The organism is Hyphomicrobium sp., assembly GCF_003987855.1.
In the GTDB taxonomy this organism is placed as follows: Bacteria; Pseudomonadota; Alphaproteobacteria; order Rhizobiales; family Hyphomicrobiaceae; genus Hyphomicrobium_B.
The window spans coordinates 360,121-380,611 of the sequence record NZ_RXIZ01000007.1 but is presented as its reverse complement, the minus strand read 5'-3'; the positions used below and the strand labels follow the sequence as shown (position 1 = coordinate 380,611).

The following is a 20,491-nucleotide window of genomic DNA, read 5'->3' as shown; positions in this document are numbered from 1 at the left end:
TGGAACATGGCGCGCACCATCAACAAGAGGGTTCTTCCAGGCTTCGGCCTGTCGCTCGGGTTCACGCTGGTGTACCTGTCGCTGATCGTCCTCATTCCGTTATCGGCAGTGTTCTTCAAGACCGCTTCAATGACGCCGGAACAATTCTGGCAGGCGGTGGCATCTCCCCGCGTCGTTGCGTCCTATAAACTTACGTTCGGCGCGTCGCTGCTGGCGGCCGCGATCAATGCTGTCTTCGGTTTGCTGCTCGCCTGGGGGCTTACACGCTATACGTTTCCGGGGCGCAAGATCGTTGATGCGTTGATCGACCTTCCCTTCGCTCTTCCAACGGCCGTTGCGGGCATCGCGCTTACCGCCATCTATGCAAAAAATGGCTGGATCGGAAGTCTCTTGGAACCGTTCGGGATCCAGATCGCCTTCGGACCACCCGGCGTTCTCGTTGCGCTGACTTTTATCGGGTTGCCGTTCGTGGTGCGCACGGTTCAGCCGATCCTGGAAGACCTCGAAACTGAATACGAGGAAGCCGCGGCAAGCCTGGGGGCGAACCGCTGGCAGGCGTTTCAGCGCGTCGTGTTTCCCGCGCTGTTTCCCGCTCTGTTGACCGGCTTCGCCCTCGCCTTCGCGCGTGCAGTTGGCGAATACGGGTCGGTGATCTTCATTGCTGGCAATATCCCGATGGTGTCGGAGATCACGCCGCTCATCATCATCACTAAACTCGAGCAGTTCGACTACAAGGGCGCAACTGCCGTAGCATCCGTGATGTTGGTGATCTCGTTCTTCCTACTTCTCATCGTCAACGGCTTGCAGGCATGGACCGCGCGGCGCACGGGGAGGACCGTCTGATGGCTGGCGCCGTTGCGACGCTTGATGCTCGCGCCGACACCGCGAGCAAGTTCGAAGCCAATCCGGCAACCCGCGACTCACCCTGGGTGAAGTTCGTGGTGATCGGCTTGGGCGTCACGTATTTCGTGATTTTCCTTCTGCTGCCGCTCGTGGCGGTTTTTGCAGAGGCGTTCCGCAAAGGTATCCAGACCTACTTCGAGGCCCTCATTGAACCTGATGCGCTGTCCGCGATCAGGCTTACGCTTCTGGCAGCGGCATTGTCGGTGCCGCTCAATCTGGTTTTTGGCGTCGCGGCGGCCTGGGCAATCGCGAAGTTCCAGTTCCCTGGCAAGAACCTGCTCATCACGCTGATCGACTTGCCCTTCTCGGTATCGCCGGTCGTCGCGGGCCTCATCTACATGCTTGTGTTCGGGCTGCAGGGATGGTTCGGCCCGTGGCTCAGGGATCATGACATCAAGATCATCTTCGCCGTGCCGGGCATCGTGCTGGCGACAATCTTCGTGACGTTTCCATTCATCGCGCGCGAGCTCATTCCCTTGATGCAGTCGCAGGGAAAAGACGAAGAAGAAGCGGCAATTTCCCTCGGAGCTTCCGGCCTGCAGACGTTCTGGCGCGTGACGATCCCGAACGTCAAATGGGCGCTGCTCTATGGCGTCATACTCTGCAACGCACGTGCGATGGGCGAATTCGGCGCCGTGTCAGTGGTCTCCGGGCACATCCGCGGAGAAACGAACACGATGCCGCTGCACGTCGAAATTCTTTACAACGAATATCAATTCTCGGCCGCCTTCGCCGTCGCATCGCTGCTTGCGCTTCTCGCGCTCGTGACGTTGCTGCTGAAAAACTACGTCGAATGGCGCGCACGACATACCGTATCCGAGGAGATCGCCTGATGAGCATCGAGGTCCAACACGTCAACAAGACCTTCGGGACATTCAAGGCGCTGGACGACGTCTCCCTGAATTTCCCGGATGGGGAACTCGTGGCTTTGCTCGGGCCTTCGGGGTGCGGAAAGACGACGCTCCTGCGGGTCATCGCGGGGCTCGAATATGCCGACAGCGGTCGTATCCTGCTCGACGGCGTCGATGCGACGGAAAAAGATGTGCGTCAGCGGCGGGTCGGGTTCGTCTTCCAGCACTATGCGCTCTTCCGCCATATGACCGTGTTCGAGAACATTGCTTTCGGTCTGCGCGTGAGGCCGCGCCGCGAACGGCCGAGCGAGAAGGAAATCCGAGCCAAGGTGACGCGGCTTCTGGATCTCGTGCAGCTAGGCTGGGTGGCGAACCGCTTTCCCTCGCAGCTGTCGGGCGGTCAACGCCAGCGAATTGCGCTCGCTCGCGCGCTTGCAGTCGAGCCGCGCGTGCTGCTGCTGGACGAGCCGTTCGGCGCTCTTGATGCCAAGGTCCGCAAGGAGCTCAGGCGGTGGCTGCGCACGCTGCACGATGAGCTGCACATTTCCTCGATCTTCGTGACGCACGATCAGGAAGAAGCTCTCGAAGTCTCCGACAGGATTGTGCTGGTCAACAAGGGGCGCATCGAACAGATCGGCTCGCCCAGGGACATCTATGAGACGCCGGCGACCGCCTTTGCCTACGGATTCATCGGCGCGGTCAACGAGTTCCGCGGAAAGGTGGAAGGCGGATATGTTCGTGTCGGGGACGAGAAGCTGCACTATGATGGTCAAAGCTTCACCGATGGTCAGGAGGTCATCGCCTTCAGCCGACCCCATGACACGGAAATCGTTCCGGATGGGCAGACCGCTGATGGGGTGTCGGCGCGCGTTAACCGCATTCTGGGCAATGGGTCGGTCGCCCGCGTCGAACTTGTCGCCAACGGCGAGGCGCGCGAAGGCCGAAAAGACTTCTTCGAAGTCGAAATCCCAGGTGCGGAGGTGCAATCGCTCGGTCTATCCGCCGGACAACGTGTTAAACTGCGGGGACGAAAGTTGAGCGTTTTCTCCAATCAGAATGGTAATCAGACGTCGTGAACTTCCAGCAATTACGCATTATTCGAGAAACTCTGCGCCGCAATTTCAACCTGACCGAAGTTGCGAATGCGCTCTACACATCCCAATCGGGTGTTTCGAAGCACATCAAGGATCTCGAGGACGAGCTTGGTGTCGAACTTTTCGTGCGGCGCGGCAAACGTCTGTTAGGGCTGACCGAACCCGGCAAAGAATTGGCGCTCATCGTCGATCGTATCCTACTTGATACTGCGAACATCAAGCGACTTGCGGATCAGTTCGCGAAGTCGGATCGCGGCGAGATCACGATCGCGACGACGCATACGCAAGCTCGCTACGCTCTGCCTGGTCCGATCTCGACGTTCCGAAAGGAATTTCCGAACGTGCATCTCGTTCTGCAGCAGGGTACGCCGAAGGAAATTGCGGCCATGCTGAACGACGGGACGGCGGATATCGGCATCGCGACGGAAGCGCTGGAAGATACGCCGGAGCACGTGTCGTTTCCGTTCTATTCCTGGCATCACGGTGTCATCGTGCCGAAGGGGCACCCGCTCGATGACGGCAGTCCGTTGACTCTGGAGCGCGTCGCGGAATGGCCGATCATCACCTATCACGAAGGCTTCACAGGGCGACCGCACATTGATGAGGCGTTCGCTGCGGCAAACCTCACGCCCGATATCGTGATGGTGGCGCTGGATGCGGACGTCATAAAGACCTACGTCGAGATTGGATTGGGAATCGGCATCGTCGCATCGATGGCCTACGACCCCAATCGGGATACCGGCTTGACGCTGCTCGATACGACGCGTCTTTTTCCGAAATCAACGTCGCGCATTGCACTTCGGCGCGGCCGCTTTCTTCGTGGGTTCGCTTATCGCTTCATCGAATTGTGCTCATCGAGCTTGACCGAGAAGGTCGTCAAGGCGGGTACAGCTGCGCCGGCGGAAGCGAACGCTTAGCCGGGCGGCATCTTCAAGCCGGTGGGCGCTTTAAATCGCGAAACCAGGCGAGGCTTTCGACTGTGGACGTGCGCGGGCGATACTCGCAGCCGACATACCCTTTGTAGCCGATGCGATCGAGGTGGTCGAAAATAAAGGGGTAGTTGATTTCACCCGTTCCTGGCTCGTGGCGACCGGGCGTGTCTGCGATCTGAATGTGCGCGATCAGCTTCAGGTATTTATCGATCGTGGGTGCGAGATCACCTTCCATGATCTGCATGTGGTAGACATCATATTGGAGCCGCAGGTTGTCGGCTTCCACGCTTTCCAGGATGTCTGCTGCTTTCGCCGTCGAGTCGAGAAAGTAGCCCGGAACATCACGCGTGTTGATGGCTTCGATGAGGAGCGTGATGCCTTCGTCTGCAGCGGCCTTCGCGGCGAACCGCAAATTTTCAACGTACGTTTTGCGCATCGTTCTGATATCGCCGCCGTTAGGGACGATGCCGGCAAGACAGTGGAGCTGCCTGCAGCCGAGCACGCTTGCATATTTGATCGCGCGATCGACGCTCGCGCGGAATTCGCTGGTCAGATTTGAGTAGATCGCAAGACCGCGCTCGCCCGCGGCCCAATTGCCGGCCGGCAAATTGAAGAGCGCCAGCCGAAGTCCCGTCGCCTTCAAGCGGGCGGCGATTTCATCAGCCGGGAAGTCGTAGGGAAACATGAATTCCACCGCATCGAACCCTGCCGCCGCTGCAGCTTCGAAGCGATCGAGAAACGGCAGCTCGGTGAAGAGCAGCGAGAGATTGGCCGCGAATCTGGGCATCGTTGTCTCTACTGGCGCCGCTAAGGGGAATTCCGGTCACGATGCGCCGCTTTGAGGCGGCGGAAGTCGTCGCCGGCGTGAAAGGATGATCGCGTCAGCGGAGAGGCGGCGATGAGCAAGAAGCCCTTCGCGCGTCCCGCCTTCTCAAGCCCATCGAATTCCTCTGGCGTGAGGTAGCGTTTTATCTCTGCGTGCTTTCGCGTCGGTTGCAGATATTGGCCGATGGTCAAGAAGTCGACGCCTGCGGAGCGGAGATCGTCCATCACCTGCAGGACTTCGTCGCGTTCTTCGCCGAGCCCCACCATGATGCCGGACTTCGTGAAGATGCTGCCATCGAGTTCCTTCGCTCTCTGAAGCAGGCGAAGCGAATGGAAGTAGCGCGCGCCAGGACGGATCTTGAGATACAACCCGGGAACGGTTTCGAGGTTGTGATTGAAGACGTCGGGCCGGGCTTCCAGCACGATTTCGAGGGCACCATCCTTGCGAAGGAAGTCCGGTGTCAGAACCTCGATCGTGGTACCAGGTGAGGTGCTCCTGATCGCGCGGATCGTCTCGGCAAAGTGCCTGGCGCCGCCGTCGTCGAGGTCATCGCGATCCACCGAAGTTACGACGATATGTTCAAGCGCGAGCTTCGCCACCGCGTCTGCGACGCGTCTCGGCTCGTCGAGGTCCAGTGGGGACGGCAAGCCGGTTGCGACATTGCAGAAGGCGCAGGCACGCGTGCAGACGCCGCCCATGATCATCATCGTCGCGTGCCGCTTCTGCCAGCAGTCGCCGATGTTGGGGCATGCCGCCTCTTCGCAGACGGTGTGGAGCCGATGGGCGCGGACGGTCTCTCGCGTCTCCTCGTATCCCGCAGAGCCGGGTGCACGCACGCGCAGCCAAGCGGGCTTGGCGAGCGCAGGCGTATCGGCGCGCGCCGCCTTTTCCGGGTGACGCGGGCGCGAAGGGCCGAGGGTGTCGAGTAAAGTTGCCAAAGGGTGCCGTCAGCAGCGTGAGCTTAGGTCAGCATACCCGGCTTGGAGAGAGGATTGCAACTCAAGGGGCCTGTCCGGCATTCGAGCGCCTCGAGCCAATATAAAAAAGGGCGGCGCCCGGAGGTGCCGCCCTTGATTTCGGAGTTTGCGCGTCCGGTCCGTTATTGGACCTGCACGGAAGCCTTTTGCACATGAGCGATGTCGTCACCCGAGGCCGAGGCTTTCGTGGCAGGCGTCGCATCGGACGATTTCGTCTCGGATGACGCGTGCGAAGGCTTCACCGGGTCCGGCACTGCCATCATCGCAGGGCTGACTTCTGGATCAGCCGGCATATGGGAAGCGGCGGTGCGTGAAGGTTCTGCGGTCTTCGCCTTGGCGGGAGCTGGGCTGCTTGACTTCTTCTTAGGCGCAATCGCCTCGCTCGACTCTTCAGAATTGCTGCTGGCTTCGCGAACCTTCTTCGCCGTCTTCTTCGCGGGCTCCTCGGCGACTTTCTTGTCGACGGGCTTCGCCTCAAGATCGCTGTCGTCCTTGGTGGCGTCCTGCGAAGCCTGGCTCTGCTCGGGGGCCGCGTCAGCCGCTACCGACTGCTTCTTCGGCTCATCCCAGAAGAACAGGCTTCCGATGCCGCCGGCGTCTGACGAGCTCGCGACTCTGCGCGATTGCGACTTGCCGGAGCCGTAAGCGCTGTAGGAATAGCTCGAAGACGAGGCTTCGGACGAGGCCGTCTGCTGCGGCGGGCTTGCCGGTGCGGAAGCCGCAGCCTTGGGGTTGGAATCCTTGTCGGTGTAGCGTTCGAGATTGCCGCCGTCAGAGATCGTCTGGGTCTTGAACTGCTGCCACGTGACGGTCACCCGCGTCCCAACCGGGATACGCGGATAAAGGTCGAGCACGTCCTCGTTGGTCATGCGGATGCAGCCGTGCGAAACGGCCTGCCCGATGGTCCAAGGCGCGTCGGTGCCGTGAATACGGTAGGCGCTCGATCCCAAATACATGGCGCGGATGCCAAGCGGGTTCATCGGATGGCCACCGGGCACCCAGCGGGGCAGGCGCGGGTTTGCGCGAACCATTTCAGGCGTCGGTGTCCAAGAGGGATTGACGCGCTTGGAGGTGACGCTGGTCACGCCCTGCCAGCGCGCTTCACCGGTAGGAATGGCGACCGGGTAGGTCAGCGCAACGCCGGGCTTCATGATCCAGTACAGACGACGGTCGGAGAACGACACGATGATCTGGCCAGGCTTATATTGAGGGTCGAACGATACGATGCTGCGGCCGCCACCGTATTCCGGGCTGCCACCCCAGAGGAAGTCGACGAGATCTTCGGCTTTGGCCGAAGATGCGGATATCAGCCCACCGGCCATGATGGTGGCGGCGAGGGCTAATCCACTAATGCGACGTGACAGGCTCATCTGGGGATGCTCCAGTTCGTGAACAACAATCAACCAAGCGCAGAATGGGGCGCATCCTGCGCTGCGAACAATGAAGAGCCGGTATAGTGCAGCTCCATCCCCCCCGGCAGAGCAGGGAAGTCACACTACGTTAAGGATTGTGCTCGGGGCCCTGACTTTCCAGAGGTTTTAGAAATTTTGGACGTTTGTGTTGCGGTTCGATGACGGCCTTCAGGATGTTCGTTCTTTGTCTGAACCAGCTTGACGCGGAAGCCCCCGCCATTTAGAACAAATAAGGAACATTCTAGGCCCGCTCCGAGCAGAAGGTGAGCTGCGGCCTCTATTAACCATGAGGTCATTTTGGGTGAAAAAATTACATCTTCGCTGCCGCCCACTCCCGCATTGCCCGGGAAGGCGGCCCTCATTGCAGGACTTCGCTCCCACATTCTGAGCCTCGAGCGGCATGCTCCTAGACGGGGTCTGTGGGCTGCGGAAGCCGATCCCAGCAGGGGCCACTCAACGGCGTTACCCCGGCCGGAGCAGGGCTGGAGGCTCGGCTGTTCCGCCGTCGACGCACTGCTGCCCACGGGCTTCGAGGCGGGAGCCTTGCATGAGGTGAAGGGAGATCCTTCGGCTGCAGAGGGAGCTTCGGCGGCCGATTGGATGGCGGGTTTCGGCTTTGCCGTCCGCTTAGCCATCCGCCGTATCGATGGGCTGGCTGCGGAAGGGGGCGCTGCGTCACGTCCTTGGCTCCTGTGGTGCTGGCCGCGGTCTCTTTCCCTCGAGTTCGGTTCGCCGATGATGGGCGGGTTTCTACGACTGGGGCTTGATGCCTCGCGCCTCATCGTCGTCGAGACGGCGCGCGCGAGCGAAGCGCTGAATGCGATCGAGGAAGGACTCAAGGCGCAAAGCCTGGCGGTGGTCATCGGGGCTCTCGATGAAGCGGATCTGACGCCGGCACGCCGTCTCAGCATCGCGGCAGGGGAGACGGCAACGCCCTGCCTCCTCGTCACGCACCCGGCTTCGGAGCCCGCAGCGGCGACCGCCACGCGCTGGCGCGTCCAACGGCAGCCGAGTGCACCCCACAGCTTCGATCCTCGGGCGCCGGGAGCCACCCGGTTCTCGATTTCTCTCGAACGCTGCAAGGCGCGTCCGGAAAGCGCTGCTCAACCTGCCGTTCTCGTGGAGTGGAGTGATGAAACGCGTCGTTTCAATCTGGCTTCCGTCATGGCCGATCTTCCGGCTGAGACGCGCAGAGCCGGCGGCAGTGCCTTCTCTCCAGCCATTCGCTCTCGTTGAAAGTGGCGCGCATGGTCTCGCGATCACTGCCGTCAATGGGGAAGCGGCTCGTCTGGGGATCGAGCCCGGGCAGTCGCTGACCGATGCGCGGGCGGCACATCCGGACCTCGTCTCGCGGCCGGCGGAACCGGAGCAGGACCGCATAGCTCTATTGAGGCTGGCGCGCTGGGTCGGCCGCTATGGCCCGAACCGGCATATCGACGGTAAAGAAGGCCTTTGGATCGACATCACCGGGGTTGCTCATCTCTTCGGGGGTGAGGAGGCCCTGCTTGATGACATCGCGCTGCGTCTCCAGTCGTTCGGAATTGCAGTGCAAGTCGGCCTTGCTGATACCTTAGGCGCCGCACATGCGCTCGCCCGGTTCGGGTGCCCGCCCGATGCGGCATGGGTGATGGCGCCAGCCTTGGAGACACGAGACGCGATTGCGTCTCTTCCCGTGGAGGCGCTGCGGCTGGAAGCCTCCTGCGTTTTGCTGCTGAAACGCCTGGGGCTCCGGCATATCGGCCAGCTCTACGCTATTCCGCGCGATAGCCTGGCGAGACGTTTTCGCTCGTCCGATCTCGCATCTGCCGTGCTCGTGCGGCTCGATCAGGCTTTGGGGCAAACGGAAGAGCCACGAAAGCCGATGCAGCCGCCGCCGGTTCTATCTGTGGCGCGTGCGTTCGTGGAGCCGCTGATCTCATCGGAAGCTTTGGAGTCTTTTGCGAGCGAACTCGCTGCTGAATTGGCCGCTGCGCTGGCGGCGAAGGACCTTGGCGCACGTGTCTTGCGCCTGACGTTTTATCGCGCCGACGGCACATCCGGTTCAATCGCAGCGGCAATGAGCACGCCGTCTCATGATGCCCAGCACATGATCGCGCTTCTCAAGGAGAAGTTTCCGACGATGGACGCAGGGTTCGGCGTCGATCTTCTAAGGCTTGATGCGGTAAAGGCGGGAAAACGCGAAGCCATACAGAAGCGTTTTGTGGCGGGGCAAAGCTCACCTTTTCTCAATCCTTCCGAACTCGTCGACCGGCTCGTCAGCCGCTTCGGAGAGAACGCCGTTACCGTACTGCGACCCAACAGCAGCCATATCCCGGAGAGAGCCCAGGTTCGTCTGCCTGCGATCGAGGTGCTGGCTGCCGAAAGTTCGTCGCGCGTATCCTCCTATGCTCCGCCCTGGCCATACCCAAAGCGGTTAGATCGTCCCGCGTTTTTGTTGGCGAGGCCTGAACTCATCAAGGTGACAGCAGGCGTTCCCGCCGATCCGCCCAAGAACTTCATATGGCGGCGCGTCGAGCGGCGCGTGGTGCGAGCTGAGGGGCCGGAAAGGATCGCCGACGAATGGTGGCTCTCCCTCTATCTCGGTGAAGGACAGAAAGCCCCACGCACGCGCGACTATTACAAAATCGAGGATCAGAAGGGCGCATTCTATTGGGTTTTTCGCCACGGACTGTTCGATGGCGAGGGGGCGAGCGACCCGCCGTCTTGGTTCCTGCACGGGCTTTTTGCATGAGGCGCGTGGCATGAAGCGGCGCTATGCCGAGCTGCAGGTAACAACGAACTTTTCGTTTTTGCGCGGGGCCTCACACGCCGAGGATCTTGTCGAGCAGGCCATCGAGTTCGGTCTGACGGCGATCGCGGTGACAGATCGCAATTCGCTCGCTGGCGTCGTTCGCGCTCATGTGGCGGCGAGACCTCCAGAGGGTGAGAAGCCCAAAATACATCTGATCATCGGCGCTCGTCTCGATCTCGAAGATGCGCCAAGCCTGCTCGTCTATCCCACTGATCGCGCCGCCTATGGCCGATTGTGCAGGCTGCTATCGGCAGGCCAGCTTCGCGCCGAAAAGGGAAAGTGCACGCTCTATCTCGAAGATGTCGCCGAGCACGCGGAGGGACAGATTTTTATCGCGGTGCCGCCGGAGGATTGGGAATGGCGCGAAGTCCAAGAAGAGCGCGCTCCAGTGACCGCCAGGGAAAGCGCGAAGATCCTCCCGTTTGATGGTGCGCGCCATCGCATCCTGCAGGGCCCTGATCCTGCTTTGGAGGGAGAGGAAAATTCTTCTACTTCCGCCCGCCTGCCGCGAGAAGAAGAAAACGGAGCAAGGGAGCCGCTGGAAGTTGCGCTCCAGCGGATCAAAGCGGCAGTTGGAGACGCGCCGCTTTATCTGGCCGCATCGCATGCCTATCGAGGCGACGACCGGGCGCGGATTTCGGCGCTCGCGGCGCTGGGAGATCGCTGCGCCACCCCGATCGTGGCGACGAACGATGTCCTCTATCATCATCCGCAGTGCCGTCCGCTCCAGGATGTCGTCACCTGCATTCGCGAGAAGACGACGTTGCGCGAAGCGGGTCTTCGACTTGAAGCCAACGCTGAACGGCACATCAAAAGCCCTGACGAGATGGCCGATCTTTTTCGGGGGCATGAAGACGCGCTCGAACGCACGCTCGATATTGCGGGGGCCTGCAAATTTTCACTCGACGATCTTCAATATGAATATCCGGACGAACCGGTGCCGCCCGGCAAGACGCCGCAAGAGCATCTCACGGATCTCGCATGGAAAGGGGCTGAGACCTATTTCCCGGATGGCATTCCGCAAAAGGTCCATGAGAGCATCGAGAAGGAGCTTGCCCTTATCGGCGAGTTGAAATTCGCACCGTATTTCCTGACCGTTTACGACATCGTCGCCTTTGCCCGATCAAAGGACATTCTCTGCCAGGGGCGGGGTTCGGCGGCCAACTCGGTCGTCTGCTATTGTCTGGGCATCACGGCGGTCAATCCGATCGAGGTTGATCTTCTATTCGAGCGCTTCGTCTCGTCGGCACGCCTTGAGCCGCCGGATATCGACGTCGATTTCGAGCACGAGCGGCGGGAAGAAGTGATCCAATGGATTTACGAGCGCTATGGACGGGACCGCGCCGGGCTTGCCGCAACCGTCATTTCCTATCGTTCGCGCTCCGCAGTGAGAGATGTCGGCAAAGTTTTCGGCCTTTCGGAAGACACGATCTCGGCATTGGCCGGCATGGTGTGGGGTACGCATGGGGGAGGTGTGCCGCCAACGCAGCACGTGCGTGGAGCCGGGCTCGATCCAACAGATAAAACTCTCGCTAAAGCTATGCATCTCGCCCAACAGCTGATGGATTTTCCGCGGCATCTCTCCCAGCATGTCGGTGGTTTCATCTTGACGCGCGGGCCGCTGGTCGAGGTCGTGCCGGTCGGCAATGCGGCAATGGCAGATCGCACCTTCATAGAGTGGGACAAGGACGATATCGCAGCGCTGAAGCTGATGAAGGTCGACGTGCTCGCGCTTGGCATGCTGACGTGCGTGCGCAAGGCATTCGATCTGATCGAAAAGCATCACGGCCGGAAGTACACGCTGGCAAGCGTGCCGCGACAGGATGGGCCGACTTACGAAATGCTTTGCTGTGCGGATTCTATCGGGGTGTTCCAGGTCGAGAGCCGGGCGCAGATGAACATGTTGCCCCGGCTAAAGCCGAAAGAATTCTATGACCTCGTCATCGAGGTTGCGATCGTGCGCCCTGGGCCGATCCAAGGCGACATGGTGCATCCCTATCTCCGACGCCGCTCCGGTCTGGAGAAGGAAGTCTATCCATCCCCTGCACCTGAGCATGGTCCTGCCGATGAACTGCGGGTGATCCTGGGGAAGACCAAAGGCGTGCCGCTCTTTCAGGAGCAGGCGATGCGGATCGCGATGGTGGCGGCCAAGTTCGACGATAAGGAGGTCAACGCTCTTCGGCGAGCAATGGCCACATTCCGCCGGGTCGGCACCATCGGTCTTCTCGAAGAGAAGATGATCTCACGCATGGTGGCGCGCGGCTACGAAAAAGAGTTCGCGACCCGATGCTTCTCGCAGATCAAGGGTTTCGGCGAATATGGCTTTCCAGAGAGCCACGCTGCGAGCTTTGCCCTGCTGGTCTACGTGTCGGCGTGGATCAAGTGCCATTTCCCGGCAGTATTTGCGTGCGCGCTTTTGAACTCGCAACCGATGGGGTTTTATGCGCCGGCGCAAATCGTCAGGGATGCGCGAGAGCACGATGTCGAAGTTCGCGATGCCGACGTGACGTTCTCGGCCTGGGATTCCACGCTGGAAGACAAAGCAGACGGGGCGCCGGCTTTGCGTCTCGGCTTGCGGCTGGTCGATGGCCTTTCTGATGGTGATCTCACAGGCTGGTCGTGTCTGCGAGGTGGATCTTCAGAGGGAGGGTTCGGCACTCTCTCCGACTTGGCAACGCGCGGACGGCTGCGTGTTCCGATGCTGGAAAAACTCGCTGCCGGCGATGCGTTTCGTTCGCTCGGGCTCGATCGGCGCCAGGCTTTGTGGGAGGTAAAAGCGCTGGCGCAGGCGCCGCCTCTGCCTCTCTTCATCTGGGGGGAGGCACGCGACATGGGGGAAGAAGCCGATGTGCGTTTGCCTCAGATGGCTTTGTCGGAACACGTCGTCAACGACTATCAAACGCTGAGGCTTTCGCTCAAAGCCCATCCGATGTCTTTCCTGCGCGATGATTTTTCGCGCGAAGGGGTGCTCTCGTGCGAACAGCTGGGCCAAGCCAGGGACGGGGCCTGGGTGCGCGTAGCTGGGGTGGTGCTCGTACGGCAGCGGCCCGGCTCAGGAAACGTGATATTCATGACCGTCGAGGACGAGACGGGCATTGCGAATGTCGTGATCTGGCCGAAGCTGCTCGAGAAGTTCCGCAAGGTCGTGATGACAGCGCGGCTGATCCTGATCGAGGGACGCGTGCAAAAGCAAAAGGAAGAGCACGCGGATATCATCCATGTCGTGGCGGCAAGGCTGCTAGACCGAAGCGACTGGCTGCTTCGTCTCTCCGAATGGGCCGCTGATATGAGTGTTCCGCTCGCGAATGCCGATGAGGTTTTAAATCCAGAGCCCGGTTCTGCGCATCCAAACCGCAAAGACGGGCAACGGATTCATCCGCGATTTTCAGGAGCGCCGAAGGCCCGGCACCCAAGGAATGTGCGCATCATTCCCAAGTCGCGCGACTTTCATTAGCGGTGGGATTGCTGATCCTCATCGCGCAAGAGTAGGCGACGAGGATCAGGATAAATGCCGACGTTACTTGCAGGCGTTCTGCCAGGATGTGCATTGAGTGCCGAACGTGCCGGGTTCGCACTTCGTATGCACCGGCCCCTTGCCGGAGCGCCCCTTACCTTCGATGATGTTTGCCAGACCGTGGGTCGACATGATCACCGCGAGATCGTGCGTCATGCCGTCTCCAACAGCTGCAACTCTGACGCAATCTCCGGCTTGAGCTGTCGCCGAAAGCGCACATATGACAGCAGCGGCCATAAATCCTAGTTTCATTGAGCGCATTTGCCCCTCCAATTCATGGGTCTCCTGGCCCGGAAATTAGCGGGCGGAGCTAGGAAAGACAGCCGGTCGGCGTGCCTATGAACAAAGGAATTAAGACGCGTGCCGGAATTGTCACTGCGTAGCCGTTGGCGCAGATTCAGGGAGTTGTCAGATGACTGAGAAGGCAGATGCTGCGGCGACATTTACCGCCGCCCGGTTCGACATCGCGGAAGTCGCATCGTCATTTCCTTCTTCGGCGACGACGCTTCTGGTGGATCGTTATCTGACGAATCGCGAGGCCGCGAGCGCGCGCGTGTTTCGCGTCTATAAGCCGACGCCGCCACACTATCACGCGACGTGCGATGAATACCTGTACGTGTTTTCCGGACGCGGCACGTTTTGGATGAAGGACCCGGCGACGATCGCCGAGTTCGGGCCGGGTCAGCTGTTGTTCTTCGAGAAAGGCACGGTGCACGCGCTTCCGGACATTTTCGAGGACCCCGTCGTGTTTCTCTCCGTCGACACCCCGCGGCGAGATCCGAAAGACATCATCTTCGTCAATCCCGAAGATGGTACGCCTGAAAGCTTTGTCCAGCAGAGCTATTGATCGCGCTAAGGTGACGCCGCACCCCAAGTCCGGAGACAGAATGACAATTCGAATTCCCCTCGCTTTGGCATGCGTATTTCTCGCGACGTCCGTGTTCGCGCAAGAGTTCCGGCCCGCGCCGGAGGCTGCCTCAGGCACGCTCGAAAAATCACTCGTTACTGCGAAGCGGCACATGGTCGTCGCGGCCGAGCCGCTAGCGGCGGAAGCGGGTCGCGAGATCTTGCGCCGGGGCGGCTCGGCGACCGATGCCGGCATTGCGACGGAGTTGGTGCTTGGTCTCGTCGAGCCGCAATCATCCGGTCTCGGTGGAGGTGCCTTCATCACTCTGTGGGATGCGAAATCCCGTGCGATCAAGACCATCGATGGCCGCGAGACGGCACCTGCCGCAGCGAAGCCGGATCGCTTTCTGACGACGGACGGCAAGCCAATGGCTTTCGAAGATGCGGTGCTTTCCGGTTTGAGCGCCGGAGTGCCGGGTCTTCTTCGCGCGCTCTACATGGCTCATGAAAAACACGGGAAGTTGCCGTGGAGGACGCTATTTGAGCCAGCAATCGAACTTGCCGAGAAGGGTTTTCCGATTTCGCCGCGGCTGGCGACACTGCTGGAGAAGGAAAATCCAGAGGACTTCGCGCCAGAAGCAAGGGCATACTTCTATGTGGATGGCTCGCGATTGCGGACAGCGGGCTCTCTGTTGAAGAACCCGGAGTATGCGGCGACGCTTAGGGCCATCGCGGATCAAGGCCCCGACGTATTCTACTCGGGAGATATCGCGGCTGCGATCGTCAAAGCCGTGATGGATGCTAAAAGCATTCCAGGTGACATGACCACCGGCGACCTCGCCAACTATAAGGCGATCGAGCGAGACCCGGTTTGCGCGCGCTATCGCGGGCGGCAGATTTGTGGCGTCGGGCCACCGTCGTCGGGAGCGCTGACTGTGAGCGCTGTGTTGAAGCTGATCGAGCCGTTTTCGCAGGTGCAGGGTTCCTCGGCATCGATGACGGCGCCCGCCCTCAACATCATCGCCGAGGCCGAGAAGCTTTCGTATGCAGATCGCAACCGATATATCGCCGATCCGGCATTCGTCCCGGTGCCGTCGGGGTTGCTCGACGATGCTTATCTCGACGAACGCCGCAAACTTATCATTCCGGAAAAGGCGATGCAAAAAGCGGAGCCGGGGTTGCCGCCGGGCCTTGCGAAGAAGGCCTACGGCGTCGATGCCACCTACGAGGTGCCGGGCACTACCCAAATCTCGATCATCGATGATGAAGGGAATGCGTTTGCGATGACGGCGACGATCGAGAGTGCCTTCGGCTCGCATCTTTGGGCCAAGGGATTTCTGCTCAACAACGAACTCACGGATTTCTCGTTCGTACCAGTTGACGCGAATGGGACTGCGGTCGCCAACGCGGTCGCCGGTGGTAAGCGCCCACGGAGTTCGATGGCCCCGACGATCGTTTTGGGTCCCGATGGCGCGCCGGAAATCGTGACCGGCTCTCCCGGCGGATCGCAGATCATTCTCTACGTGGTCAAGACGCTCGTCGGAATGATCGACTGGCGTCTGAATGCGCAGCAGGCGGCGGCGCTTACGAACTTCGGCAGTCAGGGTGGCCCGTTTTTGATCGAGTCATCATTGCCGATCCTTTGGTCCTCCTATGAACTAACGAGCTATGGTCAAGCCGTCAGTGCGGCGACAATGACGTCCGGCATTAACACCATCGCGCGGCGCGGTGGCATACTTGAAGGGGGCGCCGACCCGCGTCGCCAAGGTGTCGCGCTCGGTGATTGATGCTAGGAAGACGCGAATCCTATGACGAGTTGAAATCTTGACCAAACGCGAAGTCACCATCGTCGGCGCCGGCATTTTCGGCCTGTGGCAAGCCTATACGCTGGCACGTGCCGGGTATGCGGTTCGTCTTCTCGAAGAAAGCCGTGAGCCCTTTGCGCGCGCGTCGAGCCAATGGGCAGGCGCGATGATCGCGCCGGAGTGCGAGGCGGAAGGCGCGCCCGCGATCGTTCGCGATCTCGGGCGAGAGGGACTGCGCATTTGGCGAGAGCAATATCCGCATGCCATCAACAACGGCACGCTGGTTGTCGCGCATGGCCGCGATGCTGGAGACCTGACGCGCTTCGCCAATATGACCGAGCGGCACTTGGCGGTCGGTGCCGCGCACATCGAAGAGTTAGAACCGGCGCTGGCGGGTCGTTTCGAACGCGGACTTTATTTCGAATCCGAATCTCATGTCGATGCACGCAAAGCACTCGGCTGGCTGCTTGAACAAGTCCGTGAATCGGGAGCCGAGATTCATCTCGGGACCAAGTGGCGAGGCGGTTCGCACGACATCGCTATCGACTGTCGCGGCATGGGGGCACAAAGCGATCTCAAAAGCCTGAGGGGCGTGCGAGGAGAACGCGTTCTCATTCAGACGGGCGACATCAGCCTGGCACGGCCAGTACGGCTGCTGCATCCACGGCAGCCGATCTATGTCGTGCCGCAGGGCGATGGAAGGTTCGTCATCGGTGCGAGTGTCATCGAGCGAGAGGACGATGGTCCTATGACGCTCAAGTCGGCGCTCGATCTTCTGGGCTCGGCCTATGCGCTGCATCCGGCCTTTGGCGAAGCTTCTGTGCTCGAGACGAGTGCCGGTGTCCGGCCGTCATTTCCAGACAACGTCCCTCGCATTCTCGTGGAGCAGGCAGGCGGCACCGTTTTGCGGGTCAACGGCGCTTACCGGCACGGCTTCTTGCTAGCACCGGTGCTGGCACGAATTGTTGAGCAGTACCTTTCAGACGGCAGGCGTGAGGGTGCTCTGTTCAGCTCCCCCTGACGCCGCCGCCTTGGCCTGGATTGCGTCTTTGGCCAGTTGCAGGCTTGCGACGTAGTCGGGCTTGCCGGAGCCGAGAAGCGGGATCTTGGTAACCACCAGGATCTCGGCAGGGACCGTCAGTTCCGTCGCACCTTTTTGACGCGCGAATTTCTGAAAGTCTTCCCGCTTGCATTTCGCGTCCGTCGTCAGCAGGACGAGACGTTCGCCCTTGCGTAGATCGGGAAGCGCGACGACGACTGACAACTGTTGCGGCCACAGTTCGGCAGCCATCGCCTCGACGGCTGACAGCGAAATCATCTCGCCGCCAACCTTGGCGAAGCGCTTCGCCCGTCCTTTGATGAAGATGAAGCCCTGCGGATCGATCTCGACGATGTCCCCCGTATCGTGCCAGCCATCCGCGGGAGGTTCGAGCACGCCGGGATGTTCGGCGCGATAGTAACCGAGCATTACGTTAGGTCCCCGCACGTAGAGGCGGCCCCCGTTCTCGATGCCTGGCACGTGCTCAAGCTTATAATCCATCAGAGGCGACATGCGGCCAACGCTATGCGCTTTATTCGCAAGCGGGGTGTTGAGAGACAGCACCGGCGCCGTTTCGGTTACGCCGTAGCCTTCGAGAATGCGAACTCCAAAGCGATCCATGTAGAGTTCGCGCGTGCGGTCTTTGATGGCTTCGGCACCTGCTACGACGAGGCGGACGCGGGCAAAATCGTATGGATGGGCCGCGCGGGCGTACCCGGTCAGGAAGGTGTCTGTCCCGAACATGATGGTCGCGTTCGATTGATAGACGAGTTCCGGGATGATCCGGTAATGCAACGGCGTCGGATAGAGATAGATCGGCACGCCCGCGACGAGCGGCATCAAGACACCTGCCGTCAGTCCGAACGAGTGAAATACGGGCAGAGCGTTGAATACCTTGTCCGTGCCGTTGCAAGCCACGCGCGTGAGTGTCTGCGCGCAGTTGGCCAGCAGGTTCCGGTGTGAAAGCACGACGCCCTTCGGCGTTCCTTCGGAGCCTGATGTGAAGAGGATTGCGGCCGGCGCGTTGAAATCAACGTGGACCTGCGGACGACCGCCCTGCAAGAGACCCTTCATCTTGTCCGCGAACGTAACGGTCGCGCGGACATCCTCAAGATATACGACGCGCGCCACGCTCTCGAGGGCTTGAACGAGAGATTCGAAATGGCCTTTTTCGACGAACGCGCGTGACGTCAGGACAACGTCGACTTTTGCAGCCTTGCATGCTGAGAGAACATTGGCGCTGCCGGCGGAGAAGTTCAGCATCGCCGGAACGCGGCCGATGGTCTGCAGGGCGAAGAAGGTGACGACGACGCCGGCGGAATTTGGCAGCAGAATGCCTATGGAGGATCCGACAGGAGGAAGCGTCGGCGCGAGTTTTGCACCCAGAACCTGAGCGCCGACGATCAGCTTCTTGTAGCTGAGTTTGCTGCCAAGCGGATCTTCAATGGCAGGCTTGCCGGTATCCCGCGTTTGGTGCGCGAGTGCGAGGGCTTCGAACAGAGTCTGGTCGATCGGCGTGGTCAGGACGGCGGTATCGGTCATGATGTCTTGCAGGGCGGCACCGGCAGCCTGGCGGCGGGCCTTGCCGCGCAGTTCGGGATCGATCTTCAGCCATACGGGTGGGAGGATGGTTACGGTGATTTTCGGGAACCAGGCTTTCTTGGTTTGCGCCCTGCTGAGGTAGCCGAAGTGTGAGCGTTCCAAGCCATCGATGCGTACCGGAATGACCGGTGCGTTGGCCTTGTCGGCGATCATCGCTGTGCCGTCGTAGACTTTCATCAGGCCGCCGGTGACGGTCAGACGGCCTTCGGGAAAGATGACGATGGAAGTCCCCTCTTTGACAGCCTGGATGAGGCTGCGCATCCCGAGAGGACGCGTCGGATCGACGGTGTAGAACTGCGCAAGCTTGAGGAACGGCTTCACCCACCAGGCCTTAGAGATTGACGTGTCGACCGCGTAGGCGGCATGCGAGGGCAGCAGAGCGTGCATCAAGGGTGCGTCGAGCAAGCTGACGTGGTTGGGGGCGATGATCGCGCGTTGGCCGGCCTTCGGAAGATTCTCGCGGCCGTGGACTTCGAGGCCAAAGAACGTTCTGAAGAGGAAGAGGGCGACGTCTTTGACGCCTTCTGCTCCCCATGCACGGAGGACGAGCCCGACGACAACGATGTTGGCCAGGCCGAGGACGGCATAAAGGGTGGCAACCGGAATCTTCTCGTATTGGAGAAGCGCGATCCCGAGGCCTGCTACCGTCATGAACGCCGCTGAAAGCACGTTGCAGCCTGCGATCACCCGGGAGCGATGATCGACTGGTGACCACGCCTGCACGGCGGCGAACGACGGAACGATGTAAAGGCCACCGGCGACGGCTACGCCGGCGAGGTCGATCAGCATGCGCAATCCGTTGACGGACGTGAACACATCCGCGGCGGTCAACGGCGCTGCAGCGGGCTGGATGGTCGAGGTCAGCCAGGCGAGATCGAGAAGAAACAGCCCCATCAGCAGGGCACCGATTGGAACGAGCGCTAGGTTGGGCCTGCTTGCGCTCGCTCTGGCTGCGGCAACCGAACCCACCGCGACGGACACGGCGAATACGAACAGTGCGAGCGTGTAGACAGATGGTGCGCCGTTCAAAACCTGCGGGATGAGGTTTTGCAGAAGCGCGAGAACAGCTGCGCCGACGAGCCAGAACCAGGATGTGATGAGCGCGCCTTGCCAGATCCGCTTGTCGCCCCGCAGATCCCGCAGCAATGTGGCGGTCGAGGTGACGATGTTGGTGTCGATCTTGAGGTCGGGAACGGAGGACGGGGCTGGCGGGATGAGGCTTGCGGAAAACCATCCGAGCGTGGAAATCGCGATTATGGCGACTGCTACCGCAAAAAGTTCCCCGTGGCTGCCCGAGGCGAAATTGCCGCCGATCGTGCCGATCAGAATTGCAATGAACGTCGCGCCTTCGATCAAGGCGTTGCCCGACGGCAGCTCCTTCACTTCGAGGTGCGACGGCAGGAGCCCGTATTTCACCGGACCGAAAAATGCGCTGAGAGTGCCGAACAAGATAAGCGCCACGAACAGCAGCGGGACGGACGGCAGAAGAAATCCGGCCGCCGCAGCAACGGCCACCGGAATTTCCATCAGCCGGACCCGCGCCGCGACCTTCGCTTTATCGAACTTGTCGGCCAACTGACCTGCTAGCGCGGAGAAAAGGAAGAAGGGAAGGACAAGCGCCGCTCCCGCGAGCGTCCCTAACGCCGGACCGTTCTCCATGGCGAGTTTGTAGACGACGAGCATCGCCAAGGCGTTCTTGAGCAGGTTGTCGTTGAGGGCCGCCAGCAGCTGGCTCCAGAACAGCGGCGCGAAGCGACGCGACGACAAGAGGCGGGCGAACATGGATAAACGGTCCTCGAAACTGCAGATTACGGGATTGGTAGCGAGCAATGCGGCGGATTGGCGGGGCGAATTTGTCCCAACATGACTATATCCGCTAAAAATTCTCTGAGCGCTCTA

The 20,491-nt window shown here is 60.6% G+C and carries 15 protein-coding genes; 10 read left to right on the top strand and 5 right to left on the bottom strand.

The window, feature by feature from the left end; all coding sequences use genetic code 11:
• The first annotated feature begins 6 nt into the window (after positions 1 to 6).
• Genes cysT through EKK30_RS07145 form a run of 4 tightly spaced genes read left to right on the top strand, consistent with a single transcriptional unit; the run spans position 7 to position 3,765 of the window.
• The gene (cysT, locus tag EKK30_RS07160) at positions 7 to 843 is read left to right on the top strand and encodes a sulfate ABC transporter permease subunit CysT (RefSeq protein ID WP_290982402.1); all 837 of its coding nucleotides are present in this window, start codon (positions 7 to 9) and stop codon (positions 841 to 843) included.
• A complete protein-coding gene (gene cysW / locus EKK30_RS07155; protein ID WP_290982399.1) occupies positions 843 to 1,736 on the top strand; it encodes a sulfate ABC transporter permease subunit CysW in 894 nt (297 codons plus the stop codon). The genes cysT and cysW overlap by 1 nt, the downstream gene beginning before the upstream one ends.
• The gene (locus EKK30_RS07150; RefSeq protein ID WP_290982397.1) at positions 1,736 to 2,830 is read left to right on the top strand and encodes a sulfate ABC transporter ATP-binding protein; all 1,095 of its coding nucleotides are present in this window, start codon (positions 1,736 to 1,738) and stop codon (positions 2,828 to 2,830) included. The genes cysW and EKK30_RS07150 overlap by 1 nt, the downstream gene beginning before the upstream one ends.
• The gene (locus tag EKK30_RS07145; RefSeq protein WP_290982394.1) at positions 2,827 to 3,765 is read left to right on the top strand and encodes a CysB family HTH-type transcriptional regulator; all 939 of its coding nucleotides are present in this window, start codon (positions 2,827 to 2,829) and stop codon (positions 3,763 to 3,765) included. Before EKK30_RS07150 ends, EKK30_RS07145 begins: the two co-directional genes overlap by 4 nt.
• A gap of 13 nt (positions 3,766 to 3,778) precedes the next feature.
• Here the strand turns inward: EKK30_RS07145 and otnI are convergent, their stop codons facing one another.
• From otnI to EKK30_RS07130, 3 genes are all read right to left on the bottom strand, one after another.
• Positions 3,779 to 4,567: a 2-oxo-tetronate isomerase gene (gene otnI / locus EKK30_RS07140; RefSeq protein WP_290982391.1), complete on the bottom strand. Its 789-nt coding sequence runs from the start codon at positions 4,565 to 4,567 to the stop codon at positions 3,779 to 3,781.
• A gap of 20 nt (positions 4,568 to 4,587) precedes the next feature.
• Complete coding sequence (lipA, locus tag EKK30_RS07135; RefSeq protein ID WP_290982388.1) at positions 4,588 to 5,544, bottom strand: lipoyl synthase; 957 nt, start codon at positions 5,542 to 5,544, stop codon at positions 4,588 to 4,590.
• A 161-nt stretch (positions 5,545 to 5,705) separates the two neighbouring features.
• On the bottom strand, positions 5,706 to 6,953 hold the full coding sequence (locus EKK30_RS07130; RefSeq protein WP_290982386.1) for a L,D-transpeptidase family protein: 1,248 nt from the start codon (positions 6,951 to 6,953) through the stop codon (positions 5,706 to 5,708).
• 339 nt (positions 6,954 to 7,292) lie between these two features.
• Between EKK30_RS07130 and EKK30_RS07125 the strand changes: the two genes are divergently transcribed.
• The 3 genes from EKK30_RS07125 to EKK30_RS07115 are packed head-to-tail and all read left to right on the top strand — an operon-like array spanning position 7,293 to position 13,240.
• On the top strand, positions 7,293 to 8,231 hold the full coding sequence (locus tag EKK30_RS07125) for a hypothetical protein (RefSeq protein ID WP_290982384.1): 939 nt from the start codon (positions 7,293 to 7,295) through the stop codon (positions 8,229 to 8,231).
• Entirely contained in the window at positions 8,128 to 9,726 is a 1,599-nt protein-coding gene (locus EKK30_RS07120) for a DNA polymerase Y family protein (RefSeq protein ID WP_290982382.1), read from the top strand. The genes EKK30_RS07125 and EKK30_RS07120 overlap by 104 nt, the downstream gene beginning before the upstream one ends.
• A gap of 10 nt (positions 9,727 to 9,736) precedes the next feature.
• The gene (locus tag EKK30_RS07115; protein WP_290982379.1) at positions 9,737 to 13,240 is read left to right on the top strand and encodes an error-prone DNA polymerase; all 3,504 of its coding nucleotides are present in this window, start codon (positions 9,737 to 9,739) and stop codon (positions 13,238 to 13,240) included.
• 63 nt (positions 13,241 to 13,303) lie between these two features.
• Here the strand turns inward: EKK30_RS07115 and EKK30_RS07110 are convergent, their stop codons facing one another.
• On the bottom strand, positions 13,304 to 13,561 hold the full coding sequence (locus tag EKK30_RS07110) for a hypothetical protein (RefSeq protein ID WP_290982376.1): 258 nt from the start codon (positions 13,559 to 13,561) through the stop codon (positions 13,304 to 13,306).
• Between the two features lie 151 nt (positions 13,562 to 13,712).
• Here EKK30_RS07110 and EKK30_RS07105 point away from each other — a divergent pair, with 151 nt between their 5' ends.
• From EKK30_RS07105 to EKK30_RS07095, 3 genes are read left to right on the top strand one after another with little or no spacing between them, the layout of a single operon-like run.
• On the top strand, positions 13,713 to 14,147 hold the full coding sequence (locus tag EKK30_RS07105; protein WP_290982373.1) for a cupin domain-containing protein: 435 nt from the start codon (positions 13,713 to 13,715) through the stop codon (positions 14,145 to 14,147).
• A 40-nt stretch (positions 14,148 to 14,187) separates the two neighbouring features.
• Positions 14,188 to 15,933 carry a gamma-glutamyltransferase gene (ggt, locus tag EKK30_RS07100; protein WP_290982370.1) on the top strand — a complete coding sequence of 582 codons (1,746 nt, stop codon included), beginning with the start codon at positions 14,188 to 14,190 and terminating at the stop codon, positions 15,931 to 15,933.
• A 37-nt stretch (positions 15,934 to 15,970) separates the two neighbouring features.
• Positions 15,971 to 16,972, top strand: coding sequence for an FAD-dependent oxidoreductase (locus EKK30_RS07095; protein ID WP_290982367.1), 1,002 nt, complete (start codon positions 15,971 to 15,973; stop codon positions 16,970 to 16,972).
• Here EKK30_RS07095 and EKK30_RS07090 read toward each other — a convergent pair.
• Positions 16,931 to 20,374: an acyl-[ACP]--phospholipid O-acyltransferase gene (locus EKK30_RS07090; RefSeq protein ID WP_290982364.1), complete on the bottom strand. Its 3,444-nt coding sequence runs from the start codon at positions 20,372 to 20,374 to the stop codon at positions 16,931 to 16,933. The two genes, EKK30_RS07095 and EKK30_RS07090, sit on opposite strands and share 42 nt — an antisense overlap.
• Positions 20,375 to 20,491: the final 117 nt, after the last annotated feature.

What these genes read in the sequence shown, in the direction of transcription:
- cysT (WP_290982402.1), top strand. Translation starts at nt 7, where the DNA reads ATGGCGCGCACCATCAACAAGAGGGTTCTTCCAGGCTTCGGCCTGTCG.
- cysW (WP_290982399.1), top strand. Translation starts at nt 843, where the DNA reads ATGGCTGGCGCCGTTGCGACGCTTGATGCTCGCGCCGACACCGCGAGC.
- EKK30_RS07150 (WP_290982397.1), top strand. Translation starts at nt 1,736, where the DNA reads ATGAGCATCGAGGTCCAACACGTCAACAAGACCTTCGGGACATTCAAG.
- otnI (WP_290982391.1), bottom strand. Translation starts at nt 4,567, where the DNA reads ATGCCCAGATTCGCGGCCAATCTCTCGCTGCTCTTCACCGAGCTGCCG.
- EKK30_RS07130 (WP_290982386.1), bottom strand. Translation starts at nt 6,953, where the DNA reads ATGAGCCTGTCACGTCGCATTAGTGGATTAGCCCTCGCCGCCACCATC.
- EKK30_RS07120 (WP_290982382.1), top strand. Translation starts at nt 8,128, where the DNA reads ATGAAACGCGTCGTTTCAATCTGGCTTCCGTCATGGCCGATCTTCCGG.
- EKK30_RS07115 (WP_290982379.1), top strand. Translation starts at nt 9,737, where the DNA reads ATGAAGCGGCGCTATGCCGAGCTGCAGGTAACAACGAACTTTTCGTTT.
- EKK30_RS07110 (WP_290982376.1), bottom strand. Translation starts at nt 13,561, where the DNA reads ATGCGCTCAATGAAACTAGGATTTATGGCCGCTGCTGTCATATGTGCG.
- EKK30_RS07105 (WP_290982373.1), top strand. Translation starts at nt 13,713, where the DNA reads ATGACTGAGAAGGCAGATGCTGCGGCGACATTTACCGCCGCCCGGTTC.
- ggt (WP_290982370.1), top strand. Translation starts at nt 14,188, where the DNA reads ATGACAATTCGAATTCCCCTCGCTTTGGCATGCGTATTTCTCGCGACG.
- EKK30_RS07090 (WP_290982364.1), bottom strand. Translation starts at nt 20,374, where the DNA reads ATGTTCGCCCGCCTCTTGTCGTCGCGTCGCTTCGCGCCGCTGTTCTGG.